The organism is Mycobacterium sp., from assembly GCF_032159765.1.
Lineage (GTDB): Bacteria > Actinomycetota > Actinomycetes > Mycobacteriales > Mycobacteriaceae > Mycobacterium.
The window spans coordinates 122,674-142,089 of sequence record NZ_JAVHWM010000178.1; the positions used below are offsets into that span (position 1 = coordinate 122,674).

Below are 19,416 nucleotides of genomic sequence, written 5' to 3' on the forward strand. Positions count from 1 at the left end.
TCATATCGGCAGGGTCGCATCCGTCACGAATGCGTCACGCACCCACGAGATGAACTCATTCCACAACCCGGTGACCAGCGCGACGCCGACGGCGATCAACAGCACGCCGCCGAAGATCTGGATCGCCCGGGTGTGCCGGCGCAGCCAGCCGAGGCCGTTGACCGCCCACGCCGACCCAAAAGCCAACAGCACGAACGGGATACCCAGACCCATGCAGTACGCGATCACCAGCAGCACTCCACGTGCGATGCTCGCGCCGTCGGAAGCCGATGCGACCGCGATCACTCCGGTAAGCGTCGGGCCGAGGCACGGCGTCCACCCGAGCCCGAAGACAGCACCGAGAAGTGGCGCACCGGCCAGAGTCGACAGCTGACGCGGGGTGAACCGCGCCTCACGCTGCAGCGCGGGGATGAAGCCGACGAAGACCAGGCCCATCAGGATCGTCAACACGCCGCCAATGCGTTCCAGCAGAAGCTGATTGGCGAGCAACGTCGTCGTCATTCCCAGCACAGCGACGGTACCGAGCACAAACACCACGGTGAACCCGGCGACAAACAGTGCGGCCGAGCCGACCACGCGCCAGCGCCCAGTGCGCACCGCGACATCACCCTGCGGCTCGTCGTCGACGCCGACCACGGCAGCCAGATACGAGAGATAGCCGGGCACCAGCGGCACCACGCACGGCGATGCGAACGAAACCACCCCGGCCACAATGGAAATCCCGACGGCTACGACGAGCGGGCCGGCGGCGGCGAGGTGGGTGAAACCGGTCACTGCGGTACCGGCGTGGCCGGCCGCTCGGCGACCAGCCGATGCACGACGGGCATCACGTCGTCGACGGACAGTTCGCGGAGAAACACTGCCGCCACGCGATGCTGGCGGTCGAGCACCAGGGTGGACGGGATCACGGTCGTGGGGAATCTGCCGCCGAATGCGATCATCGTGCGCATCGCGGGGTCGTAGATCGACGGGTAGGTGATCTTGCGGTCGACCACGAAATCCTCTGCGGCGTCGCGGTTGTTGTCCCGCACGTCGATACCGAGGAACTCGACGCCCTCGCCACGCGTTGCGTCGTAAACCTGCTGCAGCTTGGCGACTTCCGAACGGCACGGACCACACCACTGGCCCCAGATGTTGACGACGACGACCTTGCCGGCGAAGTCGTCGAGTGAAACGGTCTTGGCGGGATCCGTCAGGTTAGGACCCGCCAATTTCCCTGGGCGTCCACGGCTTTGGGGTGGGTCATAGTAGATGTCGGTCTTGCCCCCGGGCGCGACGAATTCGAACGTGCCGCCCTGCGCCACCGCGTCGGCGCCGGTGGCACAGCCCGTGAGGACGACTGTCACCAACGCAGCCAACGCGAGCAGGCGCCGCACGATCATCTCCCGGCGGGCTCCTCATAGCGGATGTCGGCGAGGCGGTCGCCGTCGTAGACGAACGAGGTCAGCGACGCGAGGTTGCAGCGACGTCGACGCGGGTCGTGCGGGAGCCGTTTTTCTTCGAGATAGCGCCGCAAGATCTCCACCGGCAGTTGATGACTCACGCACACCGCCTCGTGCCCGGCCGCCTTCGCGCGAGCCTTGTCGACCGCCGTGGCCATGCGCGCGGCGATCTCCTTGTACGGCTCGCCCCAGGACGGCCGGAACGGGTTGCGCAGCATCCACCACACCTTCGGATCGCGCCATGCACCGTCGCCGGGTGAAATGCGTCTTCCTTCAAAGAAATTGGCGGACTCGATGAGGTCGGGGTCGGTGGTGACCTCCAGACCGTGGCTGGCGGCGATCGGTGCCGCCGTCTCCTGCGCCCGCTGCATCGGCGATGCGGCGACGAGGACGATGTCGTTGTCGGCGAGCGCCTGCGCGACGGCTTCGGCCTGCGTACGGCCCTTGTCGGACAGGTGGTAACCAGGCAGTCGGCCGTACAGGATCTTTTCGGGGTTGTGCACCTCACCGTGGCGGATGACATGCACGATCGTGGTCTCGGCCATCACTCCCCCGGTCGCGAGGCTCTCGCGGCGGCTGCCGCGGCGGCGGGAAGGGCGGCGTCGATACGGTCGAACGCCTCTTCATCCAAAGCAGCTGAGACGAACCAAGTTTCGAAGGGGCTCGGTGGCGGATAGATTCCGCCGTCCAGAAGCGCATGGAAGAACGGTGGGTACCGCCAGGTCTGGCTGCCCTTCGCCGACGCGAAGTCAGTCACTGGACGATCGCCGAAGAAGACGGAGAAGAAATTACCCGCCTGCGGAATGGCATGCGGCACACCGGCATCCGCTAACGCGGTGTGAAGCATGTCGGCAATCCGGTCCGCGTTGCGATTCAGTGCTTGATAGACGTCGTCGTCGGCCGCGCGCAGCGTGGCAAGCCCCGCCGCGACAGCGACGGGATTTCCCGACAACGTTCCGGCCTGATACACCGGACCCAGCGGCGCCAGACGGTCCATGACCTCGGCGCGGCCGCCGAACGCCGCGGCCGGAAGCCCGCCGCTCATCACCTTGCCGAAGGTGTACAGGTCCGCGACCACGGGCTCCAGGCCGAACCAGCCCGACGGGCTGACGCGGAAACCGGTCATCACCTCGTCGCTGATCAACAACGAGCCGGCGTCCTCGGTGATCTTGCGCAGCGCGGCGTTGAAGCCGGGTTCTGGTGCGACAGTTCCCATGTTGCCCGGGCATGCTTCGGTGATGATCGCGGCGATCTGGTCGCCGAACTTGTCGAACGTCTGGTGCACGGCACCAACGTCGTTGTAGGGCAGCACAATTGTGTCCGCCGCAGTGGCGCCGGTGACGCCGGGCGACGACGGCAGCCCCAGGGTGGCGACGCCCGAACCCGCCTCGGCCAGCAGGGAGTCGACGTGTCCGTGGTAGCACCCGGCGAACTTGACGATCTTCGGCCGGCCGGTGAACCCGCGGGCCAGGCGCACCGCGCTCATCGTGGCTTCGGTCCCGGAGTTGACCAGCCGCACGCGTTCGGCGGGCGGCACCCGACGGCTGATCTCGACGGCGAGATCGGTCTCCGCGGGTGTCGGTGCACCGAACGACAGGCCCGTTGCAGCCGCCTTCTGAACGGCCTCGACAACGGCGGGGTGGGCGTGGCCGAGGATCATCGGGCCCCACGAGCAGACCAGGTCGACGTAGCGGTTGCGGTCGGCGTCGACCAGCCAGTATCCGCGCGCCGACGTGATGAACCGCGGTGTGCCGCCCACTGACGTGAACGCCCGCACCGGCGAGTTCACGCCGCCGGGTATCACCAATGAGGCCAACGCGAACAGTCCGGCGGACGTCGCGGTGCGCGAGGTGTCGTCATCGCCGGAAATCCGCTGCGCGCTGGACATGGTGCTAAGTGTCCCAGCCCGCGCGCGGACCTCGACTACAGGGTGTAGTGGCGCTTAGTGCGATCGCCGAGGGCAATTAGCGCCTTTGATGATTGACGTCCTCGTCAAAAGATTCGTTGGTTCGGGTTACATACCACCATCACGGGTATGCGTCCCCGCGGAAGTAGTGGGCGCTTTCGAGCGCGGGCAGGCCGTTTCCTGTCTCCGGAACGAGTTTCAGTCACTTGTCGGGGGGCTCCGGACAACTGCTTCCCGACTGAAAAGGAGCTGGTTCATGGGAACTACCACAAAGAAGGCGAGCCTGAGGTTGCTCGTCTTGCTTATGAGCGTCGCGATGATCACTCTCACCGGAGGTCTCGCGGCGAGCACCGCGACCGGTGCGCCACCACCCGGCAAGGGCAACAACACAAACGTTGTCAAGGTGACGGGCACCGGCACCGACGGAGCGAAATTCAACGGTCAGTTCACTGCGAAAAGTTCGAAGGCTGATTCGTCGGCGCCAAAGGGTGTCGCTGTTGATGGATTACTTACCGGGAAACTCATCAACCCTGGCCAAGGACAAAACACCTCCCAGGACGTCTCACAGCCCGTTTCGATGCCCGTGGCCGACCTGCAGGCAACCTGTCAGGTCCTTAACCTCGTGCTGGGGCCGCTCGACTTGAGCCTGTTGGGCCTGAACGTACATCTCGACCAGGTCACCCTCAACGTCACGGCGGACCCGAGCGGTGGGATCCTCGGCCAACTGTTGTGCAGCCTGGCCGGTGGGCTAAATGGTCCTGTGGATGCAATCGTGAACCTGCTTAACCAGATTCTGGCGATCCTCGGGGGACTGTAAGTCGAGACGCTTGACCCAATGTCACCGCCCGTGCCCCACCCGGGGTGCGGGCGGTGAATCTTCTCGCCAGCCGGTGTTCTCGCGCCGTTCCTGATCCAGGCTCAACTGCGCCCCGGCGTGGGACGCAACGCTGTAACGCAAGCGCCGCCAATTTATATAAGTAATTAATAAGACTGCGCGCCTCGGTGATGAAGCCGCCACGGCGACGTTGGCCCATTCAGCGCCCGCGACTCGTTCAGCTCGGCGCTGCCACCACCCCGCTCGCTCTTAATGAGAATTCGCATGACGACCCCACCACATCTCTCCGACCGCTATGAACTGGGTGAGATCCTCGGCTTTGGCGGCATGTCCGAGGTACATCTCGGGCGCGACTTGCATCTGCACCGCGACGTGGCCATTAAGGTGCTGCGCGCGGATCTTGCACGAAACCCGAGTTTCTACCTGCGTTTTCGTCGGGAGGCCCAAAACGCCGCTGCCCTGAACCACCCGGCCATCGTCGCGGTCTATGACACCGGCGAGGCGCACACACCCAGCGGCCCACTGCCGTATATCGTCATGGAGTACGTCGACGGAATCACGTTACGTGACATCGTGAACAACGACGGTCCGATCCCGCCCCGCAAAGCGATCGAGATCATCGCCGACGTCTGCCAGGGACTGCACTTCAGCCACCAGCACGGCATCATCCACCGAGACGTCAAGCCGGCGAACATCATGATCAGCCGCACCGGCGCGGTGAAAGTAATGGACTTCGGCATCGCCCGCGCGCTGACCGACACCACCGGCGCCACTAAAACAGCGACCGTGGTCGGAACAGCGCAGTATCTCTCACCCGAGCAAGCGCGTGGTGATACCGTCGACGCCCGCTCCGACGTGTACTCGCTGGGATGCGTGCTGTACGAAATCCTCACGGGCCAAACGCCTTTCGCCGGTGCCTCCCCGCTGGCCGTGGCCTACCAACACGTACGCGAAGCCCCGGCACCGCCATCAAACAGGCACTCTGAGGTGACCCCCGAACTTGACGCAGTCGCACTGACAGCACTAGCCAAAAACCCCGACAACCGCTACCAAACCGCCGCCGAGATGCGCGCCGACCTGATCCGCGTGTACAACCGTGAATCCCCCAAAGCGCCCAAAGTCCTCACCGACGCCGAGCGGACGTCACTACTAGCGGCTACCGTCGCAGGCCGCTACCAGCGGACCGACGACACGTCTCGCACCCAAGGCGGTGATGGACCCGACCGACGCCGCGGGACGTCGGTACGACGGTGGCTCCTTGTGGCGGCCGGGCTGGCGGCGTTGACCGTCGCGATTGCCGTGCTCATCAACGTCGTCCCCCGATGGTTCAGCGGTAGCCGCACGGTCAAGGTGCCGCAGGTGGCGAAGATGTCGGAAGACGACGCGACAGTCACCCTCCAGAAAGCCGGATTCGACACCCGCACTCAACACGTCACAGACGCGCAGGTGGCGCCCAACCAAGTGGTCAGCACTAACCCCAAGGCGGGCGACGTCGCCGAGACCGGCTCGACGGTCACCCTCAACGTGTCCATCGGTCCAGAGCAACGCCAGGTGCCGGACGTGCAACGGCTCAGCTACCAGGAAGCCGTTTGGCGGCTCACCGCCGCCGGCTTCGGAAACGTCAAGCAGGTGTTTGCACCGTCGACACCCGAACAGCAAGACAAGGTGCTCGGGACCAATCCGCCAGCAGACCAGCCCACGCCGGTCACGTTCGAAATATCTGTGCTCGTCGGCACCGGACCCGAGATCATCAAGGTGCCAGACACCACCGGTCAAAGCGCCGAGCAAGCCAAAACAACGCTGACCGCAGCCGGATTCACCAATGTCATCGACGTCCAGGTCGATAGCCCCAACCCAGCCGGCGCCGTAGTGGGCACGCTGCCAACCGCCGGTCAGTCCGCGAAGGAGACCGACCTCATCCGGCTACGAGAGTCCAAGGGAAACCAGTTCATCATGCCGGATATCACCGGCCAATTCTGGGACGACCTGTTGCCGCAGCTTCAAAGTCTCGGATGGACCGGCGCCGCCAACACCGTCCAGACACCGGCCGGCGACGACAACCGCGCCAAAGTGCTACGGCAAGATCCGCCACCGGGCACACCCATCCGCAAAGACGGCAACATCAGCCTGACCTTCGGCCAATGACCCGAACGCGATGCTCACGACACCGCGAGCAGTGGCACACCGCCGACGAGGCGCAGCGCGCGCCGGCGAAATCAGGCCAACCTCCAGAAGCTGGGCCGGCTGGTGTAATGGGCGGTGCTATCCCGTCGTCAGCGCGAAGGTGGGGTGGTCGGCGTCGTCGGGCAGCTTCTCGAAGTAGCCCTCGACAACCTTGCCGCCCTTCTTCTTGTACACGGCGATCACGGGCGGCCGCTCACCCACCGGGATCTCGCGGGCGACGTAGTTCGTCGTGCCCTTCTTGTTGGCGATCGAGATCTGCGGATTGGCGCGCATGTTCTTGACCCATTGCGACTCGCCTCGCGTGGACACCAGGTACTTGGTGCCGTCGACGTCGACAGTCAACACGGGGATCTTCTGCGGCTCGCCGCTGCCGCGGCGCTTGACGGTGAGGGTCTCGGTATCGGAGATGCCGGTGGCCATCGCGATCTTGTTGAAGATCTTGGCGGTGAACCACGGCGGCTTGAGGTAGGCCATAGCCACGAGTTTGATGGGACGTATGCAGTTACCGCAATGGCTGGCCCGATTCAACCGGCACGTGACCAATCCCGTGCAGCGCATCTGGGCCGGCTGGATACCTGCCTTCGCCATCCTCGAACACACCGGCCGCCGATCGGGGAAGCGGTACCGCACGCCACTCAACGTGTTCGGCACCGACGACGGGATCGCGATCCTGTTGACCTACGGACCCGACCGCGACTGGCTGAAGAACCTGACGTCCGTCGGGCAGGGCCGGATGCAGCGCTACGGCAAGACATTCACCGTGACCGATCCGCGGGTCATGGCCAAGGCGGTCGCCGCGCCTTCCGTGAAAGGGTTGTGGCGGCCGATCTTCAAGCGGCTGCCGTTCGAGTACGCCGTGCTCCTGAAAAGAGCCGACTGATGGCAATCGGTCACGTCGACACTGCGGGTGAGCCATGCCAGTTGAGTGTCTCCCCTTGGCCTGTCAGCATCGCGCTGCCCGGCATCACCCTCAGCCGGTACGGCGTGAGGCGTAGCGCGGCGAACGCGTCGCAGGTCGGGCCGTCACGCCACACCGGGATGATCGCCGGGTCGTAGCGCACGGGCGGCGGCCCGTGCAAGAACATGTCCCATACGGCCGTGCGGGTTTCGTCGTCGAAGTACCACTCGACGAGGCAGTCGGCGCTGCAGGTGTCGTGCGTAGTCGTCCAGTAATTCACAGAGACATAAGGATTTTCGCCGAGGTGTGACCGCTTGATCGGGGTCGGGGCCGTGGCGATCCACCCGAAGACATCCGTACCGTCCCACTGCCAGATCGGATGGAGAATCCGCGAGCGCGGCCTGCCATCGCCGTCGACCGTCGCGACCGACGCCCACACGATCGAATGAGCCATGTCGATGAAGGCGGGTGCGATCTGATCCAGCGGTGTCACGCATCCGACGGTAGACGACCCCCGGTGTCATCGCCGCTGGATGGTGAATTCGTACGGGAATATGACGTTGTCGGGATTCTCGTTATAGATAATCATCGTCCAGCGTCCGTCCATGTCGAGCGTCCACCCGGAAATTTCCTGGCATGCAGGATATACGAAGCGCTTGCCCTCGGGGTTTTCCAGTCCCCATCCGACGAGGTGGTCCCCAACACACTTCGGCGCGTCGGTAACCGAGAGTTCGTCGCCATTGCGGCCGTCGAATTCAAACCGATCCTCGGCTCCCGGACCTCTGAGAATGCCCGCGCCGCTGGGCTTCCCGTCGCTGATGGTTGCTGGAAGCGTGATCGGGAAGACGCGAGTCGGGCCCGCCCGCAACACGCGGAACGAGTAGCTAGATACATAGTCCGACGGCGCCGAGCCCTCCGCAAACGCGATATTGATCCGCCATGTACCTTGAGCATTCGCATGCAACTGGATGTCGTCGCACATCGACTTCGTTCGCGAATCCGTGCCGTCCGGAGCGGTGATCTGCCAATGCACCACGCCGGAGGTATTGCAGTCGGACAGGGCATCGAAGTACAGGTCAGTAGATGACCCGCCCTCGAGAGTGAAACTGACATTTTGTCCGGGCCCGATGCGCGTTGGCCCGACGATCTGATCGATCGTGACCGACGTCGACCCGGGACCGGTCGTGGCCGAGATCTTCTGGTGTTCCGCAGCCACCTTCTGATATCCCCCAGCGAATTTGGGGTCAGCGGTCAGCCCCACGTCGAACTCGCACTGCTGCGCAAGTTCTGCATTGATGATCCCAGCGCACGCCTTTCTGCCTGCGTCGCGTTGGCCGGGCGTGAGATCGTCGATCGTGACGATTCGAGTCGGCATGTCAGAGCGGGCGAAGGTCTTCGTCGACTGGCCGGGCGCATAGTCGAATAGCGAATCCGACTGTTTTACAAGCCAACTCGGCCCAACGGTTCGATAGAGCTCTGCGCTGGCCACTTGGTCGTAATGCTTGCCCGCGCGGTCTTCCATCGCCACGCTCTGCGATTGACCGGTGAAAGGCCCCAGCAGACCGTGCAACGTGGCCTTCCGGGCAGGCGCGGCCGAGATCATCACGTTCCATCCGTATGTTCCGATGGGCAGCACCCAGACAGTGGTGCGATCGGGCCAGGCGATTTTGTAACCACTCTGATCCGGTTCCAGCCGAACGCCGCCGCTGAGCTGTCGCGCCTCGTTGGGTGCAACGACTTGCCCATTGATCCGTAATTCGCGTCGGTCGGGATACTCGTAGATCCCGACCTTGTCGGTTCCGGCTCTGATCGCCACTGCTGTGTTGACGGAGATAGTGGTGTTCTCTCGTCCGTCCGCGCCCCGCCGCGGTTCTTGCCGGGCCTGCACCTCGAGGTCGCCGGCATCCGATGTGGCCAAGGTGAATTCGCCACCAGCCTGAAAGTCGAACCTGTGCCCGTCAAATGACGTCAGGTGCGGGTCGCCGTTGCTACCTGTGGGCGAGGTGCCCGGAACTGACGCGCCGGGCGCGTTGGGATTCGTGGGCGGCGACGGACTATCCAGACCAGCTGGCGGGGGCTTGGCTTGCGGCCGATTCACATTGGGTCGATCGGGCTGCTTGTTCTTGCAGTAAGAGCTGAGAGAGACGACGTCGGTCTTCACGACGTTGCCGATAGTGCCTCCGGGCACCGCCAGCCACACCGGCTCCTGGATCGATGCGATTCGCTGGCCGGCACGTTCGGACTTTTCGGGGCAAACGCAAGTTGCCCCTATGCAGTAGTCGCCGACCGTGAAGTGCACGGCTTCGAAGCTGTCACCGTCGTGCAGGTGGACGGGTTGGCTGGCGGTCACCCGGATGATGGAACTGTCCGACCCTCCGGGTGATTTCAGTTTCGGGTTGATGATCCGGGTGTCGAAAGCCGCTACCTCGGCATTACCCCCTTCCGCATTGATCGATTGCCGCGGCGGAAGGCATGGGTGCAGCCGGTTGTCCTTCGGGTCTTTCTCCAGCGGGCCGCAATCGTCGCCGGGGTCGGGGAGCCCCGCACCGTGCAGTTCCCAAGGATCGCCAAACTCCGGCATGCGCAACCGGCTTCGCGCCCATGAGTCGTACATAACATCGGTATCCCCGCCCGCTGCTTTGAAGGCCTGATTATTGTCGAGCGCGCCGGACCAGATAGTAGGGAATATCTGCCAGGGTTCTTTCAATACGTGCTGGACCTGGAACCACCAGCCACCGGCCCCATATGTCCGCTTAAATAGTGGCCCATCGTCGCTCAGATAGGGACGCCAGGGCTCTTGCCGCGCGGTGACGTCCGCGGCAGCAAAATGCGCGCCGCCCTCGATGATCCATCGAGGGGCCGCGAGGTATGCAACGAGGTTTGGGTATCCGAAAGCCTGGAAGCAGTGCATCAACTCGTGCGCTACGAGCGCGTTGAGGAACCCGTCCGAGGGGGGCGGGTTCGCGCGCCACACCTTCGGCGCGAAGGACAGCGTGCATGACACCGCCGGCCCTGGGTGCTCGCTGACGCGCTCCACTGTCTCACCGGCGGCAAGGGGTTGTGCCCACGCCCAGGCATCATTCCTTTCGATCAGCCTGATTTCCGGCCGCGGGATTGTTCTCCCGAGCTTTCCGCTGATTTCGAGGGCGTACCGATCTACCTTGGCGCGCAAGGTCTCCAATGCTTTCGCGCGGGTTGCCTCGCTATCGGCTGCGGGTGCGCCGCCGGTCGAGGCTGTGAGTTTCTCACTGACCGCGCCCTGTTGGTCGGTGGTGAGTTCCCGCCAGTGGTTGAGGGTCCAGCGCACCGGTCCACTGGCCGACAGCGGATCGCGGGAGTGGTTTGCCGCGTGCGGCGGGACTTCGACGCCGGGAATATCACCGAAGGTGTATGCAAAGGCCTGCAGCGCAAGGTCTTTGCTGACGGTGCCATCATCGCTGACCGAGTTTTGGAACTGATCCCAGAAGGTCTGTTCGGCTCTCGCATCCGACGGACCCGGGTTGCGGTCACATCCCGCGGTCAAGGCGGCGAACAACAGAACGACTAACCCAACGATTCCGGACCTTCGCGCCAACGATGTGTGTTCACGCGTGTCGCACGGGCTCGGCGGCCAAAGTGTGTGGTGCATTTCGCCCCAATCCGAACGTCGTGGCAGAAACCTTCGTTTACCTGCTGGAGTCAGGGCGCACAGTGCACCGCGAGCACGAGTAATCGACTACTTGTTTTTGATGACAAAGATTCTTATTCGGCCGACTGTAACTCCTGAGCCCGCGAGTGTGAGCCGTTGGCGACGCTCAGCGGCGTGTCGTTGCCGCCATTTCGCGTTCGCGTTCGCGAAGGGCCGCGGGGAGACTCGGCAGGAAGTGTGCCGTCGCGAACGCCCGGATGTCGTCGGCTGTGGCCAGCGGTTGCGGCGACGGCGCAACGCAGCCATCATCGCGTAGCGCAGAATCGTATCCGCCAGCGCGTCAACCGCATCCGCGCCAATCCTGTCGGCAAATCCGGCGGGGAAGGTCACCCGCAGGGCGCCGGCCATCCGCTGCATCGCCGCCGCGTAGTGCTGATGCGCGAGCTGCAGCGTCAACGCCACCAAATTGACTTCCTGACGATTGAGTCTGCGTCTAGGGCGCAAAAGTGCGAATGACCGCCAACCCTCAGCGCAAGTCAACGACGCGGCGCGAAGCGACTACGCGACGCGCGCCGGTCCCGCGAGACGCCGACACTGCTGGGAGATCGCGATTTGGGCGTGTTTCACGATCTCCCAGCAGTCTCGGCGCGCGCAACGGCTTGCGACCGCCACCAGTTCGCAATGCCCAGCACCAGCAGCGAACCGGCCAGCGCGGCCAACACGAACGCGAGCATCAACAAGGGCGGGTAGTACGAGACCGACGTGCTGGGTGCACCGTCGTGCACGGTCGGGTTGACCGACGTCGATCTCGACCCCAACCAGGACGCCACGCACCCCGCGGCCGCCACCGCAGCGAGCACCAACTCGAGCACCGCGCGTCGGCGGAGCCTCACGACACGGCGCCGGGCGGCATGTTCTCGGAGCTGCGCTGCTCGAGCAACTGGGTCAGCGTCGCTCGCAGCTGACGATGGTTGCGTGCCCACGCCTGCGCCATCCGATCCTCGCTGAGCTTGAGCCCAATGCCGGTGCGCCCCTTCGGCACTCCGGTGAGCTCGCCAAGCGCGCGGGCGGACTGCCATTTGTACGGTTCGCCGTCGGGCTCGGGTTCGGGAAAGATCCGCGTAATCGTGTCGACGGCGATCGTCTCGGCGCCCTGGCGCAGCGCATCGGACGTCAATGTGACCGACGTGTGGATGCGCGCGGCCTTGACCTGCAACCCGAGAAAACCCGACACCAGCAGCACGAAGACGATAGGCACGATCAACTGCGGCCCGAGGCCTGCGTTGATCTCGATGCCGAGCATGGCAGCGCCAGCGATCGGCCCGGCAATCAGCCAGTACCAGCTGGCGCCACGCTCGTAGAAGAGCACGCTCTGCGCGGTCTGCTCAGGCACTGTCCGTCCCCGACTCGGCTGTCTCGAGCCACTCGGTCGCTGACGGCCGGATCGCCGCATACGCGCCGACCATCAACGGGATACCGGGCGCCGCCCACGCCACACCGTGCAGCCACACCCCGAAGATCACGAGCAGCACGGTCAGCAGCATCGAAAGAACCACACCCGCGCGGCAGAATCGAGCATCACCCCGACGAGTCCTCGCGGCTATGTAGCCGATGGCAAGGCCAGCGAACGAACCGATGATGCCGGCCCCGCGGAAGAACGCAAAAGGCGCTTGCGCGGTGATCAGGAGTATGCCGAGCGCCACCAGCAGCACGGCCGCCACGGACCACGCCCAGAACGCCACATCTACGGACCTGGGCCGCGGTTCAGTGGACGTCATGGTCGAACCACCCTATCGATGCTCACCGCGTGAAATACGCCTGGGCGTCCTTGCGGTGCAACAAATACACACCGCCGGCGATCAACACCGAACCGAAGATCCCGGTGACCGCAAAGATCACCGCTGGGATCGTGTCGCGCTCGACCGTGAACAGGCTGCTGATGACGTAACCGATGGTGGCCACGCCACCGCCTGTGAGCACAGTGCGCGCCCACCGATAGCCCTGCCGCATCAATAGCAGGAAGGTCACCACCAGGACGGACACCAGCACGAGTATGAGTGCAGTGAACGCGTCCCGGATGTACTCGGCGGGTCCGCGGGACGACAGCGCGGTATCTACGGCCTGTCCGATGACAAGTGTCGTCAACGCCGAGAGCCACAGGCCGAATCCGGTGTCGACGTCGACGGGGCGCGCCGGCTGTTCCTCCGTCGGATCTGACTGCTCTTCGCGTACGCGCTCGTCCATCTAATGCTCCTCGCGCAAGCCCTCGTCGGCCACTCAGGCGAGCCAGCCCGCGGCATCGGCCGCCCAGTACGTCAGCACAATGTCGGCACCCGCGCGCCGAATGCTCGTCAGCGTTTCGAGAGCCGCTGCCCGTTCGTCGATCCAGCCGTTGGCCCCCGCCGCGCGCAGCATCGCGTACTCGCCCGACACCTGGTAGGCGGCCACTGGCACCGGTGAGATCTCGGCAGCCGCCCGCACCACGTCGAGGTAGGCCATCGCGGGTTTCACCATGATGATGTCGGCGCCCTCGCCGATGTCCAACGTGATCTCGCGCAAGGCTTCTCGCGCGTTGCCTGACTCCTGCTGGTACGTGCGCCGATCGCCGGAAAGGCTGGATGCCACCGCTTCCCGGAACGGTCCGTAGAACGCCGACGCGAACTTCGCGGCGTAGGCAAGGATGACGACGTCGGTGTGGCCGGCCGCATCGAGCCCCTCGCGGATCGCGCCCACCTGGCCGTCCATCATCCCGCTGGGCGACACCACGTGTGCGCCCGAATCCGCTTGCACTACAGCCATTTCCACGTAGCGAAGCACAGTGGCGTCATTGTCGACGCGGCCGCGGCCGTCAACAACGCCGCAGTGTCCGTGGTCGGTGAACTCGTCGAGGCAGGTGTCGGCCATCAGGACGGTGGCATCCCCCAGATCCTGGCTGAGTTCACGCATCGCGACGTTCAAGATGCCGTCGGGGTCCGACCCGGCCGATCCCGTCGCGTCTTTGTGCTCATCGCGCGGCACCCCGAACACCATGATGCCGCCGACGCCGGCGTTGACGGCCTCAGCCGCGGACTTGCGCAGCGACTCGCGAGTGTGCTGGACAACGCCAGGCATCGACGCGATCGCGCGCGGTTCATCGATGCCGTCGGCAACGAACATAGGCAACACCAAATGCCTTGGCTCCAGCGATGTCTGCGCCACCAGCCGGCGCAAAGCCGGGGTGGACCGCAGCCTGCGCGGGCGCTCTATTGGGTAGCCCACCGCCGGCTCCTACCGCCTGCGGCTCTTCTTACGCGGCGGCGGAAGAGCCCCTTCGGCGCGCAGCCGGGCGGCGTGTTCGGCAAGGGCATCGACGAGCGGGCCGATCGCTGCGGTCTCGGGTTGTACGTCGACCCGCAGACCGAATTCGGCCGCCGTCTCAACGGTTTTCGGCCCGATGCAGGCGACGATGGTGCGAGCGTGCGGCTTGCCCGCTATGCCGACGAGGTTGCGCACGGTGGAGCTGGAGGTGAAGCAGACCGCGTCGAACCCACCGGACTTGATCATTTCGCGCGTCGACGCGGGCGGCGGGGCCGCTCGCACAGTCCGGTACGCCGTGACATCCTCGATCTCCCAACCACGCTCACGCAATCCTTCAGCCAACGTCTCCGTCGCGATGTCCGCGCGCGGCAACAGCACCCGGTTGACGGGATCGAAAACGTCGTCGTAGGGCGGGAATTCGTCGAGGAGACCAAGCGACGACTGCTCGCCAGCAGGCACCAGCTCCGGCTCGATGCCGAACGCGCGCACCCGATCCGCTGTGGCCTGGCCCACGCAGGCGATCTTCACCCCGGAGAAGGCGCGGGCGTCGAGACCGAACTCGCCGAACTTCTCCCACACGGCGCGCACCGCGTTGGTGGACGTGAACACGACCCACTGGTACCGACCGTCGACGAGGCCCTTGACCGCCCGCTCCATCTGGGCGGGGCTGCGCGGAGGCTCCACGGCGATGGTGGGAACCTCGACGGGCACCGCGCCGTGCGCGATCAGTCGCTCGCTCATCTCGCCGGCCTGATCTTTGGTGCGCGGCACCAGCACGGTCCAGCCGTAGAGCGCCCGGCTCTCCCACCAGTTCAGCCGGGCCCGATTGGCCACTGTGCGACCGATCGTCACGGTGAGCGATCCGGTCACCGGTCCGGACGGATCGGACACGCCAGTCGCGCCGCTTTCCTTGAGCGTCGCGAGAGTGCCCTCCATCGACCGTTGCTGCGTGGTGGTGCCGTTCGCGGTCACGACGCACGGCGTCGAGTCGTCGAGGCCGTACTCGATCAGCGTGCGCGCCGCCTCAGAGACATGCTCGGCGGTGGCCTGCAAGATCAGCGGCCCCGGCGCGGCGGCAAGTGCCGCCCAGTCCACGTCGCCACGCACATCGGCGACCGTGTGCGACGTGCCCAGCGGCAGCCCGGCATACGTCGGTACCGCCGTGGTCGCCGGCAGCCCGGGCACGATCTCGAAGTGCAGCTGCGTCTTGGCGATGGCCAGCACCTCGGTGATCACCGCGTCCACCGACAGCGGGTCACCGGCCACCAACCGCACGACGTCGTGGCCGGCGCGCGCCTCGGTCGCAAGCATCTTCGCGACGTCCGCGGGATCGCCCAGCGCGGGTCGTACGTCCGGCACCGCCGGCAGGTCCAGGCTGACGGTGTCGTCGGTGATCCCGGGGTCCGGCGAACTCAACGCCGGCGGCTCCGGCAGGCTCGAGCCGACGATGGCCTGCACCTCGGCCGACACATCCGGATCGGTGAAAACCAATTCAGCGCAAGACAACACACTGCGCGCTCGGCCGGTCAGCAGGCCGGGGTCGCCCGGCCCCGCACCGACGAACACGACGCGCCCTGGCCTCTTCTTCTGCCCTCGCGTCATTCCTCATTCGCTCCCATCAGCTCCCGGGCGCCCAGATCGAACAGCTCGGCAGCCACTGAACGTCCCAGCTCTGCGGCCTGCCCGGGTGCTCCGATCCCGGACGCGCGGATCACGTCGGATCCGTCCACCGTCGCCACGCAGCCGCGCAACGACAGCTCTTCGAAGACCCGGCCGTCCTCATCGATGGACTCGACCACCTCGGCGATCGCCCCCACCGGTGCGGAGCACCCGGCCTCCAGTTCGGCGAGCAGGACTCGTTCGGCGGTGACCGCGGCGCGCGCGTCGGCGTCGTCAAGCTCAGCCAGCAGCGCTGCCAGCCGGGAGTCGTCTGCGCGGCACTCAACCGCGAGCGCACCCTGCGCCGGTGCCGGCAACATCTGCACCGGCTCCAACGTCTCGGTGACATCGCCGAGCCGCCCGATCCGGGCCAGACCCGCTCGTGCTACCACGATGCCGTCCAAATCACCGCTTCTTACCCTGTTCAACCTGGTATCAAGGTTGCCTCTTAGGGGGCGGATTTCCAAACCGAGACCCAATGCTCTAAGCTGTGCCGCCCGCCGCGGGCTCGACGTCCCGATCAGCGAGCCCGTCGGCAACTCCCCCAGCACCAGTCCGTCGCGCGCCACCAGCGCATCACGCGGATCTTCGCGGGTCGGCACCGCGGCGATCACGAATCGCGAGTCCGGGGCCGTCGGCAAATCCTTGTACGAGTGCACGGCCATGTCGACGCGGCCGTCTGCGATCGCCTCGCGCAACGCGGTCGTGAAAACCCCGACGCCGATTGTTTCGATGGGCTCCGCGGACTCGTCCCCTGCGGTGCTGATGATCACCAACTCAGCGGCGTGACCCCGTGCGAGCAGCGCGTCTGCAATGGCACCGGCCTGCGTGGTGGCGAGCAAGCTGCCCCGAGTGCCGATCCGGATGCTCAAGCTAGGTTTCTGTGCCGTCGATGGCCTGCAGCTCGCCGGCCGCGACCGCGTCGACGGCCTGCGGGTCCAGTTCGAAGAGCTCACGTAGCGCCTCGGCGTAGCTGTCACCGCCGGGCGCACTGGCAAGTTGCTTGACGCGCACGGTCGGCGCGTGCAGGAGTTTGTCGACGACGCGGCGCACGGTGCGCGCGACTTCCTCCCGGTGGACGTCGTCGAGACCGGGCAGGCGGTTGTCGAGCCGCAGCAGCTCGGTCTCGACCACGTCGGCCGCGCGCTGCCGCAACGCCGTCACCGTGGGGGTCACCTCCGCCATCCGCTGCGACGAAAGGTATTGCGCCACTTCGGCTGCCACGATCAGCCGGGCCGCTTCGGCATCGCCCGACGCAGCGCGCGCCGACGGGTCACGCTGAATGCGGTCCATGTCGATGACGCACACACCCGGCAGTCCCGCCACCGCGGAGTCCACATCGCGGGGCATGCCGAGGTCGCAGATCACCAGCTTTTTCTCGGGTCCGTGGGCCAGCCCGCGGTGCACGTCGGCAAGCGACACCACGGGACGAACGGCCCCGGTACAGCAGACGACGATGTCAGCATCGGTGAGGACCGGCGGCAGATGGTCGAACGGGAATGCGTCGGCGCTGACGCCGAGGCCGCTGATCACCTCGGCGAGTTTCTTCGCGCGCGGCAGGGTCCGGTTGACGATGTGAACGCGGTCGACGCCCGCGCGCGCCAACTGCTTGGCCGACAGCGCGCCCATAGCGCCTGCGCCCACGACAACGGCGCTGCGCCCGGCCAGCCCGCTGAGCTGCTGATCCGCCATTCCCAGCGCGACCGACACCACCGACGCGCCAGCGGCGTCGATGCTGGTTTCGGTGTGCACGCGCTTGCCGACCGACAGTGCGCGCTGAGCCAGGTCGTGAAGGACGCGCCCGACCGTGCGGTTGGACTCCGCGGATGTGTAGGCACGCCGCACCTGCCCGAGCACTTGCTGTTCGCCGATTACCGCAGAATCCAGCCCGCTGGCAACGGCGAAGAGGTGCTCGACGGCCGCCTCGGCGTAGCGCACGTACGCGTATTTCGTCATGTCGTTGAGCGACATCCCGGAATGCTCCGCAAGCACCTGGCCGATCACCGAAAGGCCGGCGTGGAAGGCGTCGACAACCGCGTAGACCTCCACGCGGTTGCACGTCGAAAGCACCATGGCTTCGGTGATCAACGACGATTGCAGCAGCCGTTCGGCGATCTTGGTCTGATCCGCCTCGTCCGTGCTCATCTGTTCCAGCACCGAAACCGGCGCGCTGCGGTGCGACACCCCGAAAAGCAGCACGCTCACGGCTGGATCACCACGCTATCCACGGTAATCAATTGTTGGTTAGCCGACAAAATTCTGCGGTTTTTGCGCCGAAGTTCACCTTATGCAGAAGAAGTTCGAGTAGGAGGCCGCATAACGTGAATCTCGGCGCGGGTTGTCAGCCGGATCGCGCTCCGCCGGTCACATCGGCGCGCAGCCGGGGCTCGTCGACCTCCCAGTAGCTGTGCTCGCGCCCGTCGAGCATCACCACCGGAAGCCGGTCACCGAACTCGGCGCGCAGCGCGGGCCTGCCGGCGGCCGCTTCGGCATCGACATCGGTGAGCGCCAGCTCGAAGCCCAGCTCACGGGACAGCTCGATCAGCTGCGCCCGCGCCTTCTCACACAATCCGCACCCGACGCGGGTCAGCAGGAGAACCTGACGATTCACGCCGCAAGTATCGTTGAACGGTGACGGAATCGGATCCGCAGGCCGGCCCAAAAGCCCAGGACGTCGCTGGCGACGCCAGCGCGGCAGCAGCCGTCGCCGACCTCGCGGCTGAGGCGGCAAGCAGGGCCGAGGTGCCGTCAGCAGCGGATGGCGCGCTACCTCCGCCGGTCGACCTGACAGCGGCGGCGTTCTTCGACGTCGACAACACTCTCGTCCAGGGATCCTCGCTGGTGCTTTTCGCCCGCGGGTTGGCGGCGCGGAAGTACTTCACCTACAACGACCTGTTGCGATTCGCTTACGCGCAGGCCAAGTTTCAGCTCACCGGCCGGGAGAATAGTGACGACGTCGCCGCGGGCAGGCGAAAAGCGCTGTCGTTCATCGAGGGACGATCCACTGCGGAATTGATTGCCGTGGGCGAGGAGATCTACGACGAGATCATCGCCGACAAGATCTGGCCCGGCACAAGGGCGTTGGCGCAGATGCATCTCGACGCCGGCCAGCAGGTGTGGCTGGTGACGGCCACGCCCTACGAGCTGGCCCATACGATCGCCAAGCGGCTGGGCCTGACAGGGGCGTTGGGCACCATCGCCGAATCCGTCGACGGCGTGTTCACCGGCCGTCTCGTCGGCGACATCCTGCACGGCAGCGGAAAGGCCCACGCAGTGCGGTCGCTGGCCATTCGCGAGGGTCTGAACCTGAGGCGATGCACCGCATACTCCGACAGCTACAACGACGTGCCGATGCTCTCGCTGGTTGGCACGGCCGTCGCCATCAACCCCGACGGCGATCTGCGGGAGCTGGCCCGCAAACGCGGTTGGGAGATCCGCGATTTCCGCACCGCACGCAAAGCCGCAAGGATCGGGGTGCCGTCGGCGCTGGCGCTGGGTGCGGCCGGCGGCGCTCTGGCGGCGATCGCGTCGCGCCGTAACGGCCGATGAGCGTGACGAGCAAATAGG

20 protein-coding genes and 1 pseudogene are annotated in these 19,416 nt (G+C 65.6%); 4 read left to right on the forward strand and 17 right to left on the reverse strand.

Annotated features, from left to right (window positions below):
- From QOH60_RS22450 to hemL, 4 genes are read right to left on the reverse strand one after another with little or no spacing between them, the layout of a single operon-like run.
- Positions 1–774: a cytochrome c biogenesis CcdA family protein gene (locus QOH60_RS22450; RefSeq protein ID WP_526424065.1), complete on the reverse strand. Its 774-nt coding sequence runs from the start codon at positions 772–774 to the stop codon at positions 1–3.
- On the reverse strand, positions 771–1,382 hold the full coding sequence (locus tag QOH60_RS22455) for a TlpA disulfide reductase family protein (RefSeq protein WP_526424066.1): 612 nt from the start codon (positions 1,380–1,382) through the stop codon (positions 771–773). The genes QOH60_RS22450 and QOH60_RS22455 overlap by 4 nt, the downstream gene beginning before the upstream one ends.
- On the reverse strand, positions 1,379–1,987 hold the full coding sequence (locus QOH60_RS22460; protein ID WP_526424067.1) for a histidine phosphatase family protein: 609 nt from the start codon (positions 1,985–1,987) through the stop codon (positions 1,379–1,381). The genes QOH60_RS22455 and QOH60_RS22460 overlap by 4 nt, the downstream gene beginning before the upstream one ends.
- Complete coding sequence (hemL, locus tag QOH60_RS22465) at positions 1,987–3,330, reverse strand: glutamate-1-semialdehyde 2,1-aminomutase (RefSeq protein ID WP_526424068.1); 1,344 nt, start codon at positions 3,328–3,330, stop codon at positions 1,987–1,989. Before hemL ends, QOH60_RS22460 begins: the two co-directional genes overlap by 1 nt.
- A 274-nt stretch (positions 3,331–3,604) precedes the next feature.
- Between hemL and QOH60_RS22470 the strand changes: the two genes are divergently transcribed.
- Entirely contained in the window at positions 3,605–4,165 is a 561-nt protein-coding gene (locus QOH60_RS22470; protein WP_526424069.1) for a hypothetical protein, read from the forward strand.
- A 282-nt stretch (positions 4,166–4,447) separates the two neighbouring features.
- A complete protein-coding gene (gene pknB / locus QOH60_RS22475; RefSeq protein WP_526424070.1) occupies positions 4,448–6,328 on the forward strand; it encodes a Stk1 family PASTA domain-containing Ser/Thr kinase in 1,881 nt (626 codons plus the stop codon).
- 117 nt (positions 6,329–6,445) lie between these two features.
- On the opposite strand, the gene QOH60_RS22480 is transcribed toward pknB, so the two are convergent.
- On the reverse strand, positions 6,446–6,841 hold the full coding sequence (locus QOH60_RS22480) for a nitroreductase/quinone reductase family protein (RefSeq protein ID WP_526424071.1): 396 nt from the start codon (positions 6,839–6,841) through the stop codon (positions 6,446–6,448).
- Positions 6,842–6,863: 22 nt separating this feature from the next.
- On the opposite strand from QOH60_RS22480, the gene QOH60_RS22485 reads away from it, so the two are divergent.
- The gene (locus QOH60_RS22485) at positions 6,864–7,247 is read left to right on the forward strand and encodes a nitroreductase family deazaflavin-dependent oxidoreductase (RefSeq protein ID WP_526424072.1); all 384 of its coding nucleotides are present in this window, start codon (positions 6,864–6,866) and stop codon (positions 7,245–7,247) included.
- A 10-nt stretch (positions 7,248–7,257) separates the two neighbouring features.
- Here the strand turns inward: QOH60_RS22485 and QOH60_RS22490 are convergent, their stop codons facing one another.
- The 12 genes and pseudogenes from QOH60_RS22490 to QOH60_RS22545 all read right to left on the reverse strand — a co-directional run bounded on the left by QOH60_RS22490 (position 7,258) and on the right by QOH60_RS22545 (position 18,460).
- Positions 7,258–7,758 carry a pyridoxamine 5'-phosphate oxidase family protein gene (locus tag QOH60_RS22490; protein ID WP_526424073.1) on the reverse strand — a complete coding sequence of 167 codons (501 nt, stop codon included), beginning with the start codon at positions 7,756–7,758 and terminating at the stop codon, positions 7,258–7,260.
- A 27-nt stretch (positions 7,759–7,785) separates the two neighbouring features.
- Positions 7,786–10,800, reverse strand: a complete 3,015-nt coding sequence (locus QOH60_RS22495; RefSeq protein WP_526424074.1) for a VWD domain-containing protein — start codon at positions 10,798–10,800, stop codon at positions 7,786–7,788.
- A 259-nt stretch (positions 10,801–11,059) separates the two neighbouring features.
- Positions 11,060–11,349 (reverse strand): annotated as a pseudogene (locus tag QOH60_RS22500) (hypothetical protein); the annotation flags it as partial.
- Between the two features lie 167 nt (positions 11,350–11,516).
- Positions 11,517–11,786, reverse strand: coding sequence for a hypothetical protein (locus QOH60_RS22505; RefSeq protein WP_526424075.1), 270 nt, complete (start codon positions 11,784–11,786; stop codon positions 11,517–11,519).
- Entirely contained in the window at positions 11,783–12,286 is a 504-nt protein-coding gene (gene mce1N, locus QOH60_RS22510) for a transport-regulating membrane protein Mce1N (protein WP_526424076.1), read from the reverse strand. The genes QOH60_RS22505 and mce1N overlap by 4 nt, the downstream gene beginning before the upstream one ends.
- The gene (locus QOH60_RS22515) at positions 12,279–12,671 is read right to left on the reverse strand and encodes a hypothetical protein (protein WP_526424077.1); all 393 of its coding nucleotides are present in this window, start codon (positions 12,669–12,671) and stop codon (positions 12,279–12,281) included. Before QOH60_RS22515 ends, mce1N begins: the two co-directional genes overlap by 8 nt.
- A gap of 22 nt (positions 12,672–12,693) precedes the next feature.
- A complete protein-coding gene (locus tag QOH60_RS22520) occupies positions 12,694–13,137 on the reverse strand; it encodes a hypothetical protein (protein ID WP_526424078.1) in 444 nt (147 codons plus the stop codon).
- Positions 13,138–13,170: 33 nt separating this feature from the next.
- Complete coding sequence (gene hemB, locus QOH60_RS22525; RefSeq protein WP_526424079.1) at positions 13,171–14,151, reverse strand: porphobilinogen synthase; 981 nt, start codon at positions 14,149–14,151, stop codon at positions 13,171–13,173.
- Positions 14,152–14,160: 9 nt separating this feature from the next.
- Positions 14,161–15,792, reverse strand: coding sequence for a bifunctional uroporphyrinogen-III C-methyltransferase/uroporphyrinogen-III synthase (locus tag QOH60_RS22530; protein WP_526424080.1), 1,632 nt, complete (start codon positions 15,790–15,792; stop codon positions 14,161–14,163).
- Positions 15,789–16,715 carry a hydroxymethylbilane synthase gene (gene hemC / locus QOH60_RS22535; RefSeq protein ID WP_526424160.1) on the reverse strand — a complete coding sequence of 309 codons (927 nt, stop codon included), beginning with the start codon at positions 16,713–16,715 and terminating at the stop codon, positions 15,789–15,791. The genes QOH60_RS22530 and hemC overlap by 4 nt, the downstream gene beginning before the upstream one ends.
- A 7-nt stretch (positions 16,716–16,722) precedes the next feature.
- Complete coding sequence (locus QOH60_RS22540; protein WP_526424081.1) at positions 16,723–18,054, reverse strand: glutamyl-tRNA reductase; 1,332 nt, start codon at positions 18,052–18,054, stop codon at positions 16,723–16,725.
- A 136-nt stretch (positions 18,055–18,190) separates the two neighbouring features.
- Positions 18,191–18,460, reverse strand: coding sequence for a glutaredoxin family protein (locus QOH60_RS22545; RefSeq protein WP_526424082.1), 270 nt, complete (start codon positions 18,458–18,460; stop codon positions 18,191–18,193).
- A 20-nt stretch (positions 18,461–18,480) separates the two neighbouring features.
- Between QOH60_RS22545 and QOH60_RS22550 the strand changes: the two genes are divergently transcribed.
- The gene (locus tag QOH60_RS22550) at positions 18,481–19,398 is read left to right on the forward strand and encodes an HAD family hydrolase (RefSeq protein ID WP_526424083.1); all 918 of its coding nucleotides are present in this window, start codon (positions 18,481–18,483) and stop codon (positions 19,396–19,398) included.
- Positions 19,399–19,416: the final 18 nt, after the last annotated feature.